We start from the raw sequence: 18,461 nt of genomic DNA on the forward strand, positions 1-18,461 counted from the left end.
ACATGCAAAAAAAAGACTTGACGTTTTTATTGAACTTAACCTCTTCAAAAACAAGGCGCCATCCACAAAAATTTGAAACACAAATTCCGTGGATGACGCCTTATTTTTCGAGGTTAAATACTTCTGTATCGGTCTCTTGTTTTTCTTTTAATTTGGCGTATCCATCATGAATTACCTCACGCTTTTTTGCTCAGCTATATACTTCTTGCCTCGTTCTTCTCGTATATCCATATATCGCCAAACTTAGAAAGAATAGAATATAAATGACCAAGATGAGTATTTCCCTACTGTTAGCTCCCCATGTTTGTCCGGATTGAAGGTTTTTGATAATCGTCAAGACCCAATATTGCGGAGTAATCATCGATACGTTCTGCATCAATTCTGGCATCACCTCATGGGGGATCAAAGCACCCGATAGTAAACTTGTGACGGTAATCAAAATACTTTGCAAAGCCGCTGCCACACTTGTACTTGGTGCAAGCACACCAATCGCGATCGACCAACCTACCGCTAATAAACTAAATAGACTTAGTAGGCCAATCAAATCAAAAGCGCTTAACCCTGGGTCGATGTTGAATAGACTTGTCATGACGATAACTGCTAACATTACTTGGATCAGCATAGCGAATGTCGCAAAAATCGTTGTCCCGATAAAATACGTACTTTTAGCTACTGAAGTCGTCATCAAACGCGTATAAATTTTATTTCGTCGTTCTTGTTGAATCGTCGTCGTTCCAAAATTACCTGCTTGGAAAAGAAACATCATCAACAAAAAGCCAACGATTTGCACTGACATTCGTTCGGTCGTTGTGCTTTGATCTACTTGCTTGATCTCGATTTCTGTCGATTCTTTCAAGCGTTCCAGCGATTCGTCCTCCCCTTCAGCTTCTGCTAACAGATGGATACTAGAAACTTCTGCCAATGCGCGTTGGGTCAATCGGTCGATATTCTCCAACAGCTCCCCTTTTTGGAATGTTCGGAGAGAGAGTTTCGTATTTTCAGAAACATTTTCTTGATAACCTTTAGGGATTGTGATGACTGCCACCGCCTGTTGTCGGGAAAGAACCTGATCGATTTCTTCTACTGAACCAATTTCCTGAACGCTGACTCGTTTTTCCAAACTTTCAATAAGCAACTCACTATAGGATGAGCGGTCCTGATCAACTACCCCTATCGTCAGTAGATTCGTTTCTTGATCTCCATAAGCAAAAAGATAAAGGACGACACTCAAGAAAGGAATTCCTAAAAGAAACAAGATTTGCAATGGTCGATTTCTCCAAAGAACCAACCGTTCTCTAACGATCCAAAAGATATCTCTCATTAGAATACCTCCCTTTTATCTAAAATGACGACTGACGACATGAGTAAAACAAACATTAACCCAAAATTTCCATAGATACCTAACCCTTGTAAGGAATTGTTGGTCCACAAACTTTCTCTTACAGATGCTAAAACCCAACCTAATGGTGACAATCCCATCATTGTTTCATTCGTTGGAAAATAGGCACCACCTAAAAATCCAGTGAGTTGAATAAATATCTGGGTAATGCCAGAACCAATTCTTTTTTCATCACGGTCTCCAATGGTTTCTAAAAATAAACCGAGTGCGAGAAAACTGCCCATAAGTGCGATTAAGTTTAGGTAAGAAAAGCCAAATCTTAAATACCATGGAACATCAAATAAAAATTGAGAGATGAGCATCAAGACCAACACTACCAACATGCCAAATATGAAGTGTCCAGAAAATGTCGAAAAAATGATTGTTTTACGGCTAAGTGGCGTGACTAATTCTCTTTGCACCGTTCCATGCTGTCGTGCTTCTCGAAACATGCTCAGACCAATTTCAGAAAAATATAAAACAAATAGACTAATCATAGCAATCGCATAGTATTGGTAGGAAGATGCGCTTTCTCGTTGATTTTCTTGATCGACGACAATCGCCTCTGTAAACTGCTCTGCTGAAACTAGGCCAGTAGTTGGTGGCAAGTGCTGTTCCATAATGAAACTTTGTCGTTTGATTTCCTGTACGATTTCTACTAGATAGCTTTGTAGGATTGTTTTTTCTACATTGGTCAATTCCCGACTCTGCACTTCGATGCGATCGGAAAAATGTAAGTAAGCATCAGCTTCTTGTTGTCTTATATTCGCTAATCCTTCCTTTTCATTTGTCACTTCTTCAAAATGAATAGCACCTTCTGCAAAAGAACTTACTTGTTGGAATATTTCACGAACTTCTTGATCGTCTACCTGATATTGTACCGTCAATGGCTCCATATCAGAGGTTATGTCATTATTGAATACACCTTGGAGGACGGCCCCTAGAATAAACATCAACGTGATCGGAAAAGCGAGATAATAAATGTAATTGGATTTTTCACGAAAATTTTGTATCAGGGTCCGGATAATTATTCTTTCATTCATACTCACTCCTCCTAATCACGTAGATTACGTCCAGTCAAACTAAGAAAAACTGTTTCTAAATCTGGAGCTTGTTGCAGTACATCGACTACGCTAACTTCTTGCTTGATCAGTATCATTAATATTTGATTCAACAATTTGCTCTCAAGCACCGTCACGATCTGTACTTGCTGTTTGTCGAGTGAAACATTGATGATCCCGTTAATATTATTGATTTCTTCTAAATCCAGTGCCTCTGGATTCTCCACAGTGATTTGCAGATTGATTTTATCCGTGACGAGATTCACCAATTCTTCTTCACTACCGATAGCAATCACTTGACCTTTATCAATAATGACGATTTCATCCGCCAAACGTGCGACTTCTTCCATATAGTGACTCGTATAGATGATCGTCGTACCGTTTTCTTTCATTTTTTCAATGGCATCTAAAATATAATTTCTAGATTGTGGATCGATCCCCACTGTCGGTTCATCCATGATCAGTAAAGCAGGTTGATGGGCAATCGCCATTGCAATATTCAATCGTCGTTGCATTCCTCCAGAAAAAGCACTCGGTCGCTCTTTTCTTCGTTCATACAAATCAACCGTTCTCAATGCCTTTTCTACATTCTTTTTTAGTTCTTCCCCTCTGAGTCCATATAGCCCACAAAAAAAGCGGACATTTTCTTCAGCAGACAAATCATAATAAATCGCTAACTCTTGCGGAACAACGCCTAATTTTCGCCTAAGTTCTCTTTTTCGCTCGCTCATCTCTTCTGAAAACAACTGAACCGTTCCAGATGTCTTATTCAATAAACCAGTAATCATATTGATAACGGTTGACTTTCCTGCTCCATTTGGACCTAGTAACCCTAAAATCGTTCCTTCTGGTACTTCAAATGACACACCATCCACAGCAATTTTCTGTCCAAATTTTTTTGTCAATTTTTGCACACTGAGTATATTCATTCAATCACTCCTTTTCTTTATTTTATAAAAAAAAGAGAAACTGTAATAGTACAGTTTCTCATGATTTACGAATTAGAAATCTCATGTTCTTCATCAAAAGGTAATATCGTGGTGATGTGAAAACCATCCGTTCCATCGATCAACAATTTGCCGCTCAATACGGCTGTTCGTTCTTCCATTCCTACGATCCCCAGACCTTTACGATAGTCTATTGCACTTTTTCCATTGTTCTTCGATTCAAATCGTAAAAATTTTTGATACACATGTAAACGCACCGTAACCGTTGAAGCTTCACTATATTTCAACGTATTCGTCAAAAACTCTTTCAAATTCGCCGCTAATACTTGCCAATGAAAACGACTGATTTTATCTAAGGAACCGCTATATTGGAAATCCACGATAATCTGGTGAGTCTCGGAGAAACGTTGGAGTTCAGCCTTTACTTTATTGATGTTCAAGGCTTCATTCTTTGGTCGCTCGTCATGTAACACGTTGCGCACTTCGTTGATCGACTTTCTTAAGCGACCAGCAGATTGACTCAATAATTGATGCGCTTGTTCCGGTTGTTCTCGATTGATGACCTTTGCCGCCTCTATTTGGATCAAGCAACTCGTTAAGTCGTGCCCAAGATGGTCATGGATTTCATGAATGATCCGTTGTCTTTCTACTAACGTTGCTTCTTTTTGCATCGCTTCAGCATTCAAAGTGCTTTGTGCAAAGAGTTTTGATAATTTGTTTCGTTCAATCCGTAAAAAATCGGAAGAAGTAGTTAACTCTTCTTGTTGTTTCATCATTTTTTCCGCAGACCAAACGATACTGATCATCCCACTTACCCACAGTACAAAGAGAAAATAAAGTGAATCAGAGAGAAAAAAGCTGCCAACACTATAATTGATCAAGGCTACGACTAAAAGTAACCATGATTTTTGGAAGCAAAAATAACCTTGCAGCAAGGAAAGTGACAATAGAAAAATCGCTTGTTCGACAAAAATCAAACTCAATAGAACACTGATCAATTGCAAAGCAACAAACCAAGGCCGATGTTTCTGAAAACTTTCGCCTAAGAAAAAAAATGTCAACCATACCATACTTAAACTAATGACAAACATCAAAATGGTAGCGGATGTTTGATAGATCATCAACCCGATCAAACCAATGATCGATAGCAAGTTGATCGATAATTTGATTGTTTGCATCTACGTCATAACCTCACCTGTGAGAACATAGATCGCTAATTGCGTACGATGATCCAAGTTCAATTTTTTTAAAATCATTGAAAGATTGTTATGGACAGTTCCTTCACTTAAAAATAGTGTTTGCGCAATCACTTTATTTGTCATTCCTTTTGCGACGAGGTAGGCTATTTCTTGCTCTCGTTCCGTCAGTAAGGAGAGATCTGCTTCTTGATCATTCTTGTTACCTAATTGTTGCGTTGCCTTCACGAGGATTTCTTTCGAAAGGATCGTTTGTCCCTGTAACACACTCTTGATTGCTTGGATCACCGCTTCAGGAGGAGTTGTTTTCAGCAAGTAACCACTTGCACCGTTGCGTATCCCTTCCTCTATGTAACGATCTTCATCAAACGTAGTTAAAATGATGACAGGTATCTGATATTCTTCCGTAATCTGTTGCGTAGCAGTGACGCCATCCATTCCCGGCATTCGGACATCCATCAATACAAGATCGACTTGATTTTTTTCGCAAAAAGCAATAGCTGAACGCCCATCATGACAAATACCCACTACTTGAAAATCGTTTGTACTTTCTAAAATGATTTTTAAGCCGCTTGTAATCAGTGCACTATCATCTACTAATAAAATGTTTGTCATAGTGATTCTCCATTTTTTATTTTGAGCAAGTAGGAGTAACAAGCAATCAAATCAAAAAGTGTTGGCTTCTACTTACAAAGTAGTCTTTGCATGTGTTATCTTTTTTTGATGAGTTCATTTCTTTTGCCTCTCGTACTTGATCTTTTCTTATAGTATACTCGAAAGAATCAGCAAATAGAAGTTTGAGCCCGTAGGCGACGATTGTCTGTCGAATGACTACTCACTGATCTTCCCTATTCTTTTTTAATCAACGAAAAAAAGATTGAGACAATCATGTTAGTTCTCAGAAATAGTCCAAAACCTAAAAATCCGAAAAACAAATTCTAGATTCATAGAAATATTTCTTGACACTATACACAATTAGCTCAATCTTTATGTCACCACTTAATTATTTTTCTTACGCTTCAGCCAGCTAGCTAAAGCTGTACCTACCGAGCCAAAACCAAGTAATGCGAATGTACTAGCTACTTCGCCAGTTTTCGGTAGATTGCTGTCTCTGCCATTATTTTTTGTTGATGCAACATTTGTCGCTACACTGCCACTACCACCATTTGGAGTCGTGCCGGTTTGATTGTTGCCTGACTGATTGTTGCCAGAAGGAGCGCTGATGTTATTCCCACCATTTCCAGTATTCCCAGTGCCTCCCGACTGTGCTGTAGTAAGCATAATGGGTTCAGACTCTTCCCCTGCTAAAAAGTTGTCGCTCTCATCTGAAATTGCAGTGATCCAATAGGTAGTGTTGGCACTTAATCCTACAAAAACCCCATCTATCGCTGCTACACCATCCGCATAAGCTACTACTCGTGCAAGCGGAGTGGCTTGTGGATCTGTGTCGTAAATCAGGTAGGTCACATCTTGCAGCAATTCTTCCGCATGGTCATGGTACCAGTGCTCGCCTGGTGTATTTGGGGTGTCGTCATGGTGTAGAAGTGCAGTATCCGCAATCGTGATCACTTCATGGGTATTGTTTTGTTTTGCTAATTCCTCATCTATTCTCAGAAATGCACCGGCTGCTTTCGTGATTGCTTCGACATCAAAGAGATCTGTGACCAGATACTCATGATTCCCAATAGTCGGTAAGCCGGTAACCTCATAGTTGGAAAGGTTAACCGTGCCCCAATCAATGGTCCAGTTCGCTCCTTCGATCGTATTCGTTCCAGCAGCACTATTCGTATATTGGAAGCTTGCTTATTGCCAAATCACCTCATCTCCAGGTGCCACCCCAGTTAACGTCGGCATATCGAAATGATCAATTTCAGTCGTTCCATTGAATGAACGAGCAAAAACTGTCCCTTTTTCTAGAATGATCTCAGCCGGAGTCACTTCAATCATTGCTTTATTCCAATTCTGTCCAGGTTCTAATGTAGTGATACGACTGATTGGTGTAGCAGTCACTTCATAAATCCCAACACTAGAAATTTCCAAGATCAAATCCATACCATCGGCTGAAATGCTTACCCCATCCGCATTTGTCTCAAAAAGATAATCATCTGGATTTCCACCTCGTCCGAATAAAGAAAAGACATCAGTAAGTGGAATCTTTGTTTCTGCTCCACCATATGGCACTTGAAGCGTTTCTCCTAACGCATTGATCGGTAAAGTATCCATCTCGTTACCTAGTCCTAGCTTCGGATAATTTGTCGCAGTATCCCACACCCAAGTACTACCGAAATCCCAACCATTTGATTCATAAGTCGCTTGCGTGCGCAATTCAATGACATCTTTGATCACTTGACCACCAACTGGAACCCCGCCGTATAAAGCTTCAGAGTTATTATAGTAGTAATTATTGATATTCGTTCCACCTAAACCGAAATGATCGACATCGGATTCTCCAGTGACATCCCCCATCCCATAACTGTTTTTGATTGTTAAAGAGCCGGCATTACCGACAAAACCGCCAACAGCTTCAATGCCAGTTACATGTCCTGTACTATAGTCGCGTGCTACTTCAATCGCATATGGATGAATGGCCCCGAACGTTCGTTCTCCCAATAACATCGCCTGTCGCATAGGAATCGACTACTGTACTGTAGAAGTCGTGTCCACCAATCAAACCTCCCACGTTTTCACTTTCCGGGCTGTCAATGTTCCCAGTAGAATACGAGCGGCTGACTTTACCCCAGCTATTCAGACCAATTAGTCCTCCAGTATTGGTTGTATTCGCTGTGACATTTCCTGTGGCATAACTATCTACAACTGTATTTCCATTTACTCCGATCAGCCCCCCAACAGCTTGAGGATACATGTAAGGATTGGCATTAACTGTTATCGTTGCTGAAGAAGATGAGCGCGCAATCGTAGTACCTGCGACAGTATTCGCCATATAACCAACTAGTCCACCAATGTTATTCCCACTTGCTTCAATACTTCCACCAATAACAGTAGAATCAGTGACGGTCGTTGGTCCTTTAGATAGGTCATTGATTTGACCAATCAATCCCCCAACATTATTTCCGTAGAGCCCTCCCACAACCCGAGGATTTTCTAATGTGATCTCGGAAATCTTTGCACCGTCTGTCACACCGAAGAACCCACGATTATGCAGATCCCCAAGTTGTACCCCAGTATTCACTATCATATTACGGATCACTGTTCCAGGTTCAGCTGTAAAACTTCCAGTAAATTTTGTTGCTAAAGTTGTCCCATATCCAACAGGTATCCAATCTGAAGTGAGTGTAATATCATTCATCAATTGGTAATGCGCCGTGAGATCATTTCGCATTTCATTCAATTCAGCTTCAGTGGTGATTTGGAAGGGCGAGGTGAGAGAACCATCACCTGCTCCAGAAAAGTACGATTCAATGATCGTTTCGTTTTGCGCTTCCGTTTCTTCCATCACTGTCTGTTGCACTTCAACCAGTTGATCGGTTGTCTCGAGTGTTACATGGTCGTCTTCTTCAGTTACCACCACATGACGATCATCCTCCAGAACCACGACTTCCTCGGAAGACACTTTTTCATTTATGATTTCATCATCAAAGCTTTCTTTTTCTTCGTCTATTGGCTCTTCTTCAATAACTGTATGTCTTACTGGATCAATATCTTCTAGAACGTTTGCAAAAGTCGGTACTGTTTGCGTTAACACCATTGAACTTAAAAATATATTTGCAATAAGTTTTTCTTGTTCAGTTTAATCATAAATATGTCCGCCCTTCGCTCTCTAACCATATTTTAATTTATATACAAATTATCTCATAAAAAATTTGATAAATGAACTTTTTTTACTATCTAAGCAGCACCTATAATTAGAGAACTCCAATTATATTATAACTAAATGTTTTTTTATTTATGATATGAAAGTTCATGTTTACTTCATGAAACTTCTTGTTATTACTTTTTTACCAATAAGGAAACACAAGATATTAAAACATTGTTATGCAAAAAAAATCTTTTTTATTTTCCACTAAAATAAAAGTATGTCCCTCTCTGAATCGAGAGAACTTTCAATATCTTCTTAACGGCTTCCAGTTTAATTACTAATTTGTCGATCTCTTACTTCGTTTCATAGAATGATAATTATAATGTTTCCTAAAAATAGAAAAAACAACCGCCAACTTGCACATTGTAAATTTTACTCCTCATAAAATGATAAGGTTAATCATTGTTAATTCAGGCAATCAAAAGCGAAGGTGTCCGATAACCACCATGAATGATGATTCGATCAATCATAAAACAAATATTTTTTTTGTTATTTTATTTTGATAGTATTTTCGGATCTTTTAACTGACAAAAATAAGAAAAAAAGAAAAACAACCAGAAAATACACGGATGTATTTTCTGATTGCTTTCTTTTTCTTAGCAATTGATTTACGCAGATACAGATAAACAACTAACTATTTTTTAGATATTCAAAATATGAACCCATTGAAAAGGACGTAATCGCTTAAATTGATAGTGTCATTTTTCTAACTCTAAGTAACTGACCTTTTTGTCTTGATATAAAACAATCCAAACAATGATAGCTTTCGGTATGTTTACCGTTGCTTTAGTTGGTTTGGGTGTTACGATGCTGAAAAATGACAAAGAGAAGTAACCGTCACTTTAGCGAGCCGATGGTTTACTTCTCTTTGAGTTAACTATTACACTTGCCACTAGCTTTTAGCGGTGCTGTCAAAAGGGAACTGTTGACGCAGTTCCTTTTTTCGTTTTTATTATAGCACAACTCCAGCTTCTTCTTCAATTCTGATTCCTGATTCAGTGTATTTTAAGTGAACATACAAATTTTTCAAAAAAACATCCGTGTTTATCTAAAGTTCAAGGACTCTATCTAGGGCGATATGCTATACTTTTTGGGACAGTAAAGTTGAATGACGGTGGCGACTTTAAAAAGGTGGTGGTGCTTATGGAGATAAGTACTGAAATCGAAGAAAGGAGAAGCCTTTTGTCTGTTGAAACAGCGTTAGGGCTAATGATCAGTTTCGGTTCATTTACCGCTACTTTGATCTTTGGCATCCTAGCCTTGACCAACAAAAATGACAAAAAGAAATAGCCGTCACTTTTTCCCGGAGACGACTATTTCCAACTTAGAATAAAATTCTGTCACCGGGTTTAGCGGTGCTGTCAAAAGGGAACTGTTGACGCAGTTCCTTTTTTCGTTTTTATTATAGCACAACTTCGGCTTCTTCTTCAATTCTGATTGATATATAAGAAGGATTTATGGAGACAACTAATTGGCTGGACCAATAGATTCCGACTTAAAAAATGATTACTCAAAATTTATGACAAGCTTTTTATCCAATCCTTGTGCTAGTTCGATCACTAACTCAATACTAGGATTCATTTCACCTGTTTCAACTCGTGAAATGGTTGATTGAGGTTTCCCAATTTTTTGCGCTAATTGTTTTTGTGTTAATCCAGCACTTTTCCTTAATTCTGCTAGTTTTAACGCAACATCTAATTTATCTTCTTCAATTTCCATTAGATGCACAAATTCTTCACTTTTTTCCGCTCTTTTTTTTATATAATTTTGTACTTGACTCATCATATCCACCTCTCGTTCTTACTTACAAAATTGTCTCGCAACTTTCTACCTTTTTCTAACTCTCGTCTGGAAAGCTTATTTGCTTTCTTTCGAAACCCATGAGTAATAAAATATTCATTCCCTTTTCTTTGAAAATATATCCCTCTTAAAGCATTACTACTTATACTTGCTCGCACTTCATGTAGATTGCTCTCCAGTTTTTTTACCCACTTTTGCCGCATGGCTGTATGTATATCTGTTTTTTCAATTTTATCAATGATTGATAAAATTTTTGCAGCCTCCTTGTCACTCAATGAATCAAGGAAACTTTCAAAATCATCGTCCCACTTAAATTTAGGATGATTCAACTTATTTCCTTGTAATCATATCATTATATAGCGAATTAGCTATATTTTTCTACTATTTGTTAAAAACTTTTTTCTTTAGGCAAATCAAAATTGCATGTTTATTTTTCCCTTCTTTTCATGGTTGATTTATCCTTTACACAATCAATTACGCTAATTAAAGACTATTATTTTAATCTATATTGCTATCCTTAAATCAAAACAAAAAAAGACGCCTAAAAAGGCGCTTTTGGTAGAAATTTGAAAAACTGAGCTTCTAAAAGTACGAAAACAAAGTTTTTTGATCCTTGAGTTTTACCATCATTTCCGATACATCTTAAACTCTAAGAATAAATCATTATAGATTCCTAAGTATTCTGAACCGAGATTTTCGTAAACTTCAAGATGCGAAATCGTTTCATCAGATGGATAAAATTGTTCATCTTCGGAGATTTCCTTTGGTAACAATGCTTTGGCTGCTTTATTTGGTGTAGAGTAGCCGATATATTCTGCATTTTGAGCGGCATTCTCCGGATCGAGCATGAAGTTGATAAAATCATAGGCGCCTTCTTGGTTTTTAGCTGTTTTTGGCATGACGATGTTATCAAACCAAAGATTTGAGCCTTCTGTTGGGATCACATAATGTAAATGTTCATTTTCATACATCATATCTGCTGCTTCACCTGAGAAAGTCACAGCTGCTGATGCCTCTTCGTTGATCATATACATTTTGATCTCATCTGCAACGATTGCTTTGACATTTGGCGTCATTTTATTCAATTTTTGTGCTGCTTCGTTCAGTTCGGTCATGTCTTTGCTGTTCAAAGAATACCCTAAACTATTCAAAGATAAGCCCATCACTTCTCTTGCTCCATCAATCAACATCAAGCTGTCTTTTAATTCTGGTTTCCAAAGGTCATCCCAATGCTTGATTTCTTCTTCGTCGAACACTTTATCGTTATACACGATACCCAGTGTTCCCCAGAAATAAGGAATCGAATATTTATTATCAGGATCGAAATCCAAATCCAAGAAGCGATCATCGATATTGTTCAGGCCTTTGATCTTACTATGATCTAAAGGCATGACAAGTTTTTCTTCAATCATTTTTTGGATCATGTATTCACTAGGAATAGCAATATCATAATTGGTTCCGCCCTGTTGGATCTTGGTAAACATGGCTTCATTCGAGTCAAATGTTTCGTAATTGACTTTATAACCGGATTCTTGTTCAAACTTCGTGATCAAACTAGGATCGATGTAGTCTCCCCAGTTATAAATGGTCACGATTTTCGCTCCACTCATTCCGCTCGCTTTTTCTAATTGTCTAACACTGACAAGCAATACACCAATGATCAAGATAATACCGATCAGCAAAGATTGTAATTTTTTCATCGTAAACGAGCCACCTCCTCACGGTTGCGGCGATTTTTTTTCAATCGTTTTGGTCGGTTTTCTTTACTGATAAAGTAGTAGCCGATCACTAACACCATCGAGAACAGGAAGACAAGTGCGCTCAACGCATTGATCTCTAAGCTGATTCCTTGTCGTGCTCTTGAATAGATCTCAACGGATAAAGTAGTAAAGCCGTTTCCTGTTACAAAGAAAGTGACCGCAAAATCATCTAAAGAGTATGTGAACGCCATGAAATAACCGGCAATGATTCCTGGAGATAAAAACGGTAAAATGATATTTTTTACGACTTGGAAATTATTCGCTCCTAAATCTCTCGCAGCATCCACCATCGAATCGTTCATTTCTTGCAATTTTGGTAAGACCATTAAAACAACGATAGGGATACTAAAAGCGATATGGGAAAGCAAGACACTCTGAAAGCCTAACCCAAAGCCGATTAGCGTAAAGAAAATCAAAAAACTCGCACCGATGATCACATCGGGAGAAACAAGTAAAATATTGTTCATGCTCAATAGCGCCGTTCGTGCTTGACGTTTTTTCGTGTAATAGATCCCCATCGCGCCAAATGTCCCGATGATCGTTGCAATCAAAGCCGATAAGAACGCCAGCATAAATGTATTCAATACGATGATGATCAGTCGTGTATCCTCAAATACCGCTTGATAATTCTCCCAAGTAAAGCCGGTAAAGCTGTTCATCGTTCCGCCTTCATTGAAGGAATAAAAAATCAAATAAAAAATCGGTAAATACAATAATAGAAAGACAACTGTTAGATAGAGATACGACCATTTGAATTTTTTTCTCATGAGCGACCTCCTTTTTTCTTCTCACCAGTTAGTAACATCACAACGAACATAGCGATGATCAAAATCACGCCGATCGTTGAACCCATGCCCCAATTTTGCGTCACTAAGAAATGCTGTTCGATCGCTGTACCTAGCGTGATCACTCGATTTCCACCAATCAAACGTGTCAACATAAAAAGTGATAGTGAGGGAATGAAAACTGCTTGTACCCCACTTTTCACGCCGTTCAATGACAAAGGAAAAATCACTCGGCGAAATGTTTCAAAATTACTTGCTCCTAGATCTTTACTAGCACTCAATAATGAAGGATTCATTTCTTCTAAAGCATTAAAAATCGGCATGATCATGAAAGGAATCTCGATATATGTCGCTACGAATAAGAAGCTAAAATCAGTAAATAAAATCTGTTGTGGGCCAATGCCGACAAACTCGAAAAAGTGGTTGACACTTCCATGGATACTGAAAATCCCGATAAAGGCATATGCCTTCAACAATAAATTGACCCATGTCGGTAAAATGATCAACATCAACCATAATTGCTTATGTTTCAATTTCGTTAAAAAATAAGCTGTTGGATAGCTGATCAACAATGTGAATAATGTAATCAATAACGCATACCATACCGAATTGATCGTCATGGCGATGTAAGTTCCTGAAGTAAAGTACGCAGCATAATTGCTTAATGTAAACTGACCACTCATATCAAAAAAAGATTGATAGATGATCATCAAAACAGGCGCAATCACAAATAATCCAAGCCACAAAACATAAGGGATGGAATAGATCCTACGCATTGTTCTCATATTCTCTCCCCCTATTCTTCGTAGCTTTCCAAACGTGCATCGAAGTCTTCTTCTGACTCATTGAAACGCATAACGTGGATGTCTTCTGGTTCAAAGGCTAAGCCGACTTGACTCCCTTCGCGCGCTTTTTTCGTTGAGTGGACCATCCATTCATTTTGTTGCTCATCATAGCAAATGATCTCATAATGGACACCACGAAATAGCTGAGTGTCAACTGTCACGACTAATTTCCCTTTATCCGGTGTTGTGATCGTTAAATCCTCTGGACGAAGTACGACTTCAACTGGTTCATTGACGCGCATCCCACCATCGACACACTCAAATTGTTTGCCAACAAACTCAACCAAGTTATCTTCAATCATCACGCCATTGACGATATTGCTTTCACCAACAAAATCTGCCACAAAATGATTGATTGGTTCATCATAAATATCCACAGGAGTACCACTTTGGACGATTTTCCCTTTGTTCATCACAAAAATCTCATCACTCATTGCTAACGCTTCTTCTTGATCATGCGTCACAAAAATAAAGGTGATCCCTAAACGTTGTTGTAGTTCGCGCAACTCATATTGCATATCAGTACGTAACTTTAGATCCAAGGCTGATAACGGTTCATCCAATAACAAGACTTTCGGCTCATTGACGATAGCTCGCGCGATGGCCACCCGTTGGCGTTGTCCCCCTGACATCTCGCTGATCTCCCGCGTTTCATATCCAGGTAATTGCACCATACGTAATGCGTCTTTGACTTTTTTTTCGATTTCTGATTTAGGCATTTTTTTGATTTTCAATCCAAATGCAACATTATCAAATACATTCATATGAGGAAATAAGGCGTAATCTTGGAAAACCGTATTGACTTGGCGCTTATTTGCCGGTAGATCGTTTAGGCGCTTTCCTTCAAAATAAATATCTCCTTCGGTTGCTTCCGTAAATCCTGCAATGATTCGTAAAATCGTTGTTTTCCCACAACCAGAAGGCCCCAACAATGTATAAAATTTCCCTTGTTCGATCTCAAAACTGACATTCTTCAAAATTGTTTCATCATCATAGCTTTTTACGACCTGATCGAATGATATGATTGGTTTTCCCACTTTTTCTGCCCCCTATATTACAAGTATGATTCGGTTGCGACGATCAATACCTTAGTTTGTTTGTTTTGATGATTGCGTAATTGATGATGTGTCGTTGCCTGATAGTACATCGATTGACCTTTTTTTGCTACATACTCTCGCTCACCCAAGCTTAGCGCGATCTCCCCTTCTAAGACAAAGATAAATGTCTCTGAGAGTGAAGGTTCAAAGGTTTTATATTCACCAGCTGTATCGAATGTCAATAAAACTGGTTCCATTTCTTTTTCGTTGGAATCTGTCACTAACCATTCCAGTTCATAACCATTTTCCTCATCATAATAGACCGTTCGATCTTCTTTCGTATAAACGATTTGAAGGTTAGGTGTTTCTTGATGAAAAAAAGCTTCTGGGGTAACTCCTAATACTTCAAGGATTGAGAAAAATGTTTCCATCGATGGCGAACTTAAATCCCGCTCAAGTTGTGAGATATAGCCCTTTGATAAATCTGTCCGCTCCCCTAATTCTTCTTGTGTCAAGTTTTTTTGGATACGCAGATTTCGTAACTTCTCACCAATTTCCATTTGTCACTGTCCCCCTATGCGAAGTTTTCTAATAGTAAACTCCAAGTTTACTACCACCTGTATTAGTATACAAATTTCCGCTGAAAAAACAACCCTTTTGCTTGAATTTCTTTTGTACTTTTTCGGTTATCTCGACTTTTTTTTAGAAGAAATTAATCAGCAAACTACTAGAAAATGAAACGCTTTATGGTATGATTAAGGAAAATTTCGAAAGGAGTATCTTCTATCTAATGAATACATTCAAACAGTTTCAAGTAAACAACGAGCCTACTTTTCATACAAGCATCGTTGACAAAGAATTTCCTGAGCTGACTAATAATGAAGTTTGGGTAAAAATCGCTTACTCAGATGTCAATTATAAAGATGCGTTAGCTTGTAGTGAACATGGCCAAGTGATTCGTCATTATCCAATGACTCCCGGAATTGATTTTTCTGGTGTCGTCATGAAAAGCTTGGACAAACGATTTCAACCAGGAGATCAAGTTCTAGCAACCGGCTATGGGTTGGGTGTTAGTCAACCTGGTGGCTATAGCGATTACCAGAAAGTAACTGGAGATTGGCTCATCCCTCTTCCAGAAACGATGACCCTACGTCAGGCAATGGTTTTAGGCACCGCTGGTTTGACTGCTGCACTTTGCGTGAATGCTTTACTTACCCAAGGAATGAAAGCAGAGGACAAAGTGATCGTCACTGGTGCCTCTGGCGGAGTTGGTAGTGTGGCAATTGCCATGTTGCATAAAATGGGCTTTCAGCAAATCACCGCATTTTCTCGTAAAGAAGAAGCAAAGACTTGGCTACAGAAACTAGGGGCGACTCAAGTCGTTCATCCAGAAGCCTTTCTACCAGAAAAAAATAAACCGTTAGATAAACAACAAGTCGATTATGTGATCGATACTGTTGGGGGCGAACAGCTCACACGATTATTGCCTTTGATTGCTTATGATGGCGCAGCTGCTCTCTGTGGCAATGCGGGGGGCATCAAATTGACAACAACAGTGTTACCTTTTATTTTACGTAATATCCAGTTGATCGGTATCGATTCAGTCAATGTCCCACATGAGAAACGCTTGAATATCTGGCAACAACTAGCAGACCTATCTGTAACAGATCATTTAGTCGTCAATGAGATCACCTTAGATCAATTGGAAGAAACGACCCAAAAAATCCTTGATGGGACACACCAAGGAAGAACACTTGTCACTGTAGGTGAAACAATATGAAGGTATTGATCACAGCCGGTGGCACAAGCGAACGAATCGACCAAGTCCGCTCGATCACAAACCATTCGACTGGACGATTAGGTCAAGCCATCGCAGAAGTCTTTCTGGCTCACGAGACGGTGAGAATCGACTACGTGACGACACGTTCTGCTGTAAAGCCTACTGCTTCTGAGCATTTGAAGATCCATCTCATCGAATCTACTCAAGACTTATTGACTACATTAGAACGATTGATGCAAGAAAATACCTATGATGCCATTATCCATAGCATGGCAGTTAGTGATTTCACACCGGCTTTCAGTCTTTCTGAACAACAGTTTGCTGAGCGCTTGAGTAAAGAGGCATTGACCCCTGATTCACTGCCGGCATGGTTTGCAGAAACAGAACGAACCGCTAGTAAAGAAGCCAAGATTTCATCTGATACGGACTATCTCTTTTTGACATTGAAGAAAACACCAAAGATTATTCGTTCTTTACGCCAATGGCAACCAAATGCTGTCATCGTTGGTTTTAAATTATTAGTCGATGTCTCGAAAGAACACTTATTGGAAGTAGCTAAAAATAGCTTGATCACCAATCAAACCGACTATATTTTAGCAAATGACTTGACCCAAGTCAGTGAAACACAACATCATGGATACTTATTATCAAAAAATGGAGAGGTCATAGAAGCCGATACCAAGCAAGAGATTGCAAAATGTATCGTCACTGCGATTTTAAAATAAGGAGGAATTCACGATGAAAAAAATCCTATTAGGCGTATCGGGCAGTATCTCTGCTTATAAAAGTGCAGATATCACAAATCAACTAGTCAAACTCGGTTATCAAGTCGATGTCATCATGACAAAAAGTAGTACCAAATTTATTACACCTTTAACATTGCAATCCCTTTCAAAACGTGCTGTCCATACAGACGTTATGCAAGAAAACGATCCTTCAGTGATCAACCATATCGAGCTAGCCAAACAAGCAGACTTGTTTTTGATTGCACCAGCCACTGCAAATATTATCGGCAAGTTAGCGAATGGTCTAGCGGATGATCTCTTATCGACTGTTGCCATGGCACTTTTACCGGAAACACCAAAATTGATTGCACCGGCGATGAATACTAATATGTACCAACATCCGATCAATCAAAGAAATTTAATGACGCTAAAAGAAATCGGTTATCAAGAGATTGAACCTAGAGAATCCCTCTTAGCTTGTGGCGATTACGGAAAAGGTGCTTTAGCGGATAACCAAATCATTATCGACCAAGTCACACTTCTGCTGAATCAGAGGTCGGTCTAGTATTTAAGGAGTTATGATGAAAAATACCAAAAACTTTACTTTAACTGCTATGTTTTTAGCAATTATGATCTTACTCGCTGTCACGCCTCTCGGATTTATTCCGATTGGGCCGATCAACGCAACAACGATGCATATCCCTGTCATCGTCGCTTCAATTATTTTAGGTCCTCGGCTAGGTGCCTTTCTCGGTGGCACATTTGGTTTGATCAGTCTGATTCGCAGTACGTTCATACCAACACCGTTGTCTTTTGTTTTCTCACCGTTTATTCCGGTGATCGGCACAGATCAAGGAAGCTGGAAAGCCTTGATCATTGCCTTGATACCTAGAATCCTGATCGGTGTTGTTCCTTATTTCGTATATAAAGGAATACAGCGATTGACAAAAAACAAAGTTAGTCCGCTCTCATTGTTTCTCGCAGGGATCGCTGGTTCTCTGACCAATACGATCTTAGTGATGAACTTGATCTATTTTCTATTCCAACAAGATTATGCACAGGTTCTTGGGACAAATATCAATGCAGTCTATTCAGCAGTTTTAGCGGTCATCTTTACTAGTGGCGTACCAGAAGCAATCGTCGCTGGTTTAGTCACAGCTGCGGTATCTACCGTTTTACTACGAATGATTCATTAATGATCGGATTAAAAAACCAAAAAAGAGTGATGCGGTATGTTAGCTCTTTTTTGGTTTTTTTGTTGATAAGTGTTTAGTCCTGAATTTTTTATCTTTTGGTGTTACCATGATTGATACAGATATGTAGCGAAAGG

Annotated in this window: 20 protein-coding genes and 1 pseudogene; 6 read left to right on the forward strand and 15 right to left on the reverse strand. The window is 38.8% G+C overall.

Annotated elements, in window-relative coordinates:
• Positions 1–190: 190 nt before the first annotated feature.
• The 8 genes from IGK01_RS10110 to IGK01_RS10145 all read right to left on the reverse strand — a co-directional run bounded on the left by IGK01_RS10110 (position 191) and on the right by IGK01_RS10145 (position 8,285).
• A complete protein-coding gene (locus IGK01_RS10110) occupies positions 191–1,321 on the reverse strand; it encodes an ABC transporter permease (RefSeq protein WP_023520086.1) in 1,131 nt (376 codons plus the stop codon).
• Positions 1,321–2,421 (reverse strand): ABC transporter permease, encoded by a 1,101-nt coding sequence (locus IGK01_RS10115; protein WP_153830265.1) that lies wholly within the window; start codon positions 2,419–2,421, stop codon positions 1,321–1,323. The genes IGK01_RS10110 and IGK01_RS10115 overlap by 1 nt, the downstream gene beginning before the upstream one ends.
• A gap of 11 nt (positions 2,422–2,432) precedes the next feature.
• Positions 2,433–3,368: an ABC transporter ATP-binding protein gene (locus tag IGK01_RS10120; RefSeq protein WP_023520088.1), complete on the reverse strand. Its 936-nt coding sequence runs from the start codon at positions 3,366–3,368 to the stop codon at positions 2,433–2,435.
• A gap of 65 nt (positions 3,369–3,433) precedes the next feature.
• Positions 3,434–4,564: a sensor histidine kinase gene (locus tag IGK01_RS10125; RefSeq protein WP_438840719.1), complete on the reverse strand. Its 1,131-nt coding sequence runs from the start codon at positions 4,562–4,564 to the stop codon at positions 3,434–3,436.
• Positions 4,565–5,197, reverse strand: coding sequence for a response regulator transcription factor (locus IGK01_RS10130; RefSeq protein ID WP_010734789.1), 633 nt, complete (start codon positions 5,195–5,197; stop codon positions 4,565–4,567).
• 384 nt (positions 5,198–5,581) lie between these two features.
• Positions 5,582–6,151, reverse strand: a complete 570-nt coding sequence (locus IGK01_RS10135; protein ID WP_438840720.1) for an LPXTG cell wall anchor domain-containing protein — start codon at positions 6,149–6,151, stop codon at positions 5,582–5,584.
• Positions 6,152–6,385: 234 nt separating this feature from the next.
• Entirely contained in the window at positions 6,386–7,192 is an 807-nt protein-coding gene (locus IGK01_RS10140) for a hypothetical protein (RefSeq protein WP_438840721.1), read from the reverse strand.
• The gene (locus IGK01_RS10145) at positions 7,149–8,285 is read right to left on the reverse strand and encodes a GLUG motif-containing protein (RefSeq protein ID WP_438840722.1); all 1,137 of its coding nucleotides are present in this window, start codon (positions 8,283–8,285) and stop codon (positions 7,149–7,151) included. The genes IGK01_RS10140 and IGK01_RS10145 overlap by 44 nt, the downstream gene beginning before the upstream one ends.
• 852 nt (positions 8,286–9,137) lie before the next feature.
• On the opposite strand from IGK01_RS10145, the pseudogene IGK01_RS10150 reads away from it, so the two are divergent.
• Together IGK01_RS10150 and IGK01_RS10155 are read left to right on the forward strand one after the other, a co-directional pair.
• A pseudogene (locus IGK01_RS10150) lies at positions 9,138–9,233 on the forward strand (putative holin-like toxin); the annotation flags it as partial.
• Positions 9,234–9,542: 309 nt separating this feature from the next.
• Complete coding sequence (locus tag IGK01_RS10155; RefSeq protein ID WP_010734785.1) at positions 9,543–9,689, forward strand: putative holin-like toxin; 147 nt, start codon at positions 9,543–9,545, stop codon at positions 9,687–9,689.
• Positions 9,690–9,905: 216 nt separating this feature from the next.
• Here the strand turns inward: IGK01_RS10155 and IGK01_RS10160 are convergent, their stop codons facing one another.
• The 7 genes from IGK01_RS10160 to IGK01_RS10190 form a co-directional block, all read right to left on the reverse strand.
• Entirely contained in the window at positions 9,906–10,181 is a 276-nt protein-coding gene (locus tag IGK01_RS10160; RefSeq protein ID WP_077151091.1) for a helix-turn-helix domain-containing protein, read from the reverse strand.
• Positions 10,181–10,528, reverse strand: coding sequence for a type II toxin-antitoxin system RelE/ParE family toxin (locus IGK01_RS10165; protein WP_153830269.1), 348 nt, complete (start codon positions 10,526–10,528; stop codon positions 10,181–10,183). The genes IGK01_RS10160 and IGK01_RS10165 overlap by 1 nt, the downstream gene beginning before the upstream one ends.
• Positions 10,529–10,825: 297 nt before the next feature.
• Entirely contained in the window at positions 10,826–11,899 is a 1,074-nt protein-coding gene (locus tag IGK01_RS10170; protein WP_023520096.1) for an ABC transporter substrate-binding protein, read from the reverse strand.
• Positions 11,896–12,726, reverse strand: coding sequence for an ABC transporter permease (locus IGK01_RS10175; RefSeq protein WP_019723762.1), 831 nt, complete (start codon positions 12,724–12,726; stop codon positions 11,896–11,898). Before IGK01_RS10175 ends, IGK01_RS10170 begins: the two co-directional genes overlap by 4 nt.
• A complete protein-coding gene (locus IGK01_RS10180; RefSeq protein ID WP_438748422.1) occupies positions 12,723–13,529 on the reverse strand; it encodes an ABC transporter permease in 807 nt (268 codons plus the stop codon). The genes IGK01_RS10175 and IGK01_RS10180 overlap by 4 nt, the downstream gene beginning before the upstream one ends.
• An 11-nt stretch (positions 13,530–13,540) precedes the next feature.
• The gene (locus tag IGK01_RS10185; protein WP_010734779.1) at positions 13,541–14,626 is read right to left on the reverse strand and encodes an ABC transporter ATP-binding protein; all 1,086 of its coding nucleotides are present in this window, start codon (positions 14,624–14,626) and stop codon (positions 13,541–13,543) included.
• 17 nt (positions 14,627–14,643) lie between these two features.
• Positions 14,644–15,186: a helix-turn-helix domain-containing protein gene (locus tag IGK01_RS10190; RefSeq protein WP_019723760.1), complete on the reverse strand. Its 543-nt coding sequence runs from the start codon at positions 15,184–15,186 to the stop codon at positions 14,644–14,646.
• A 230-nt stretch (positions 15,187–15,416) separates the two neighbouring features.
• On the opposite strand from IGK01_RS10190, the gene IGK01_RS10195 reads away from it, so the two are divergent.
• Genes IGK01_RS10195 through IGK01_RS10210 form a run of 4 tightly spaced genes read left to right on the forward strand, consistent with a single transcriptional unit; the run spans position 15,417 to position 18,327 of the window.
• A complete protein-coding gene (locus IGK01_RS10195) occupies positions 15,417–16,406 on the forward strand; it encodes an acrylyl-CoA reductase family protein (protein WP_062804846.1) in 990 nt (329 codons plus the stop codon).
• Entirely contained in the window at positions 16,403–17,131 is a 729-nt protein-coding gene (locus IGK01_RS10200; RefSeq protein WP_137072688.1) for a phosphopantothenate--cysteine ligase, read from the forward strand. The genes IGK01_RS10195 and IGK01_RS10200 overlap by 4 nt, the downstream gene beginning before the upstream one ends.
• Positions 17,132–17,144: 13 nt before the next feature.
• Complete coding sequence (gene coaC, locus IGK01_RS10205) at positions 17,145–17,696, forward strand: phosphopantothenoylcysteine decarboxylase (protein WP_010734775.1); 552 nt, start codon at positions 17,145–17,147, stop codon at positions 17,694–17,696.
• A gap of 16 nt (positions 17,697–17,712) precedes the next feature.
• A complete protein-coding gene (locus tag IGK01_RS10210; protein WP_438840723.1) occupies positions 17,713–18,327 on the forward strand; it encodes an ECF transporter S component in 615 nt (204 codons plus the stop codon).
• The last annotated feature ends 134 nt before the right edge of the window (positions 18,328–18,461 follow it).

The sequence above is a fragment of the Enterococcus sp. AZ080 genome, from assembly GCF_051714945.1.
Classification (GTDB): domain Bacteria; phylum Bacillota; class Bacilli; order Lactobacillales; family Enterococcaceae; genus Enterococcus_B; species Enterococcus_B pernyi.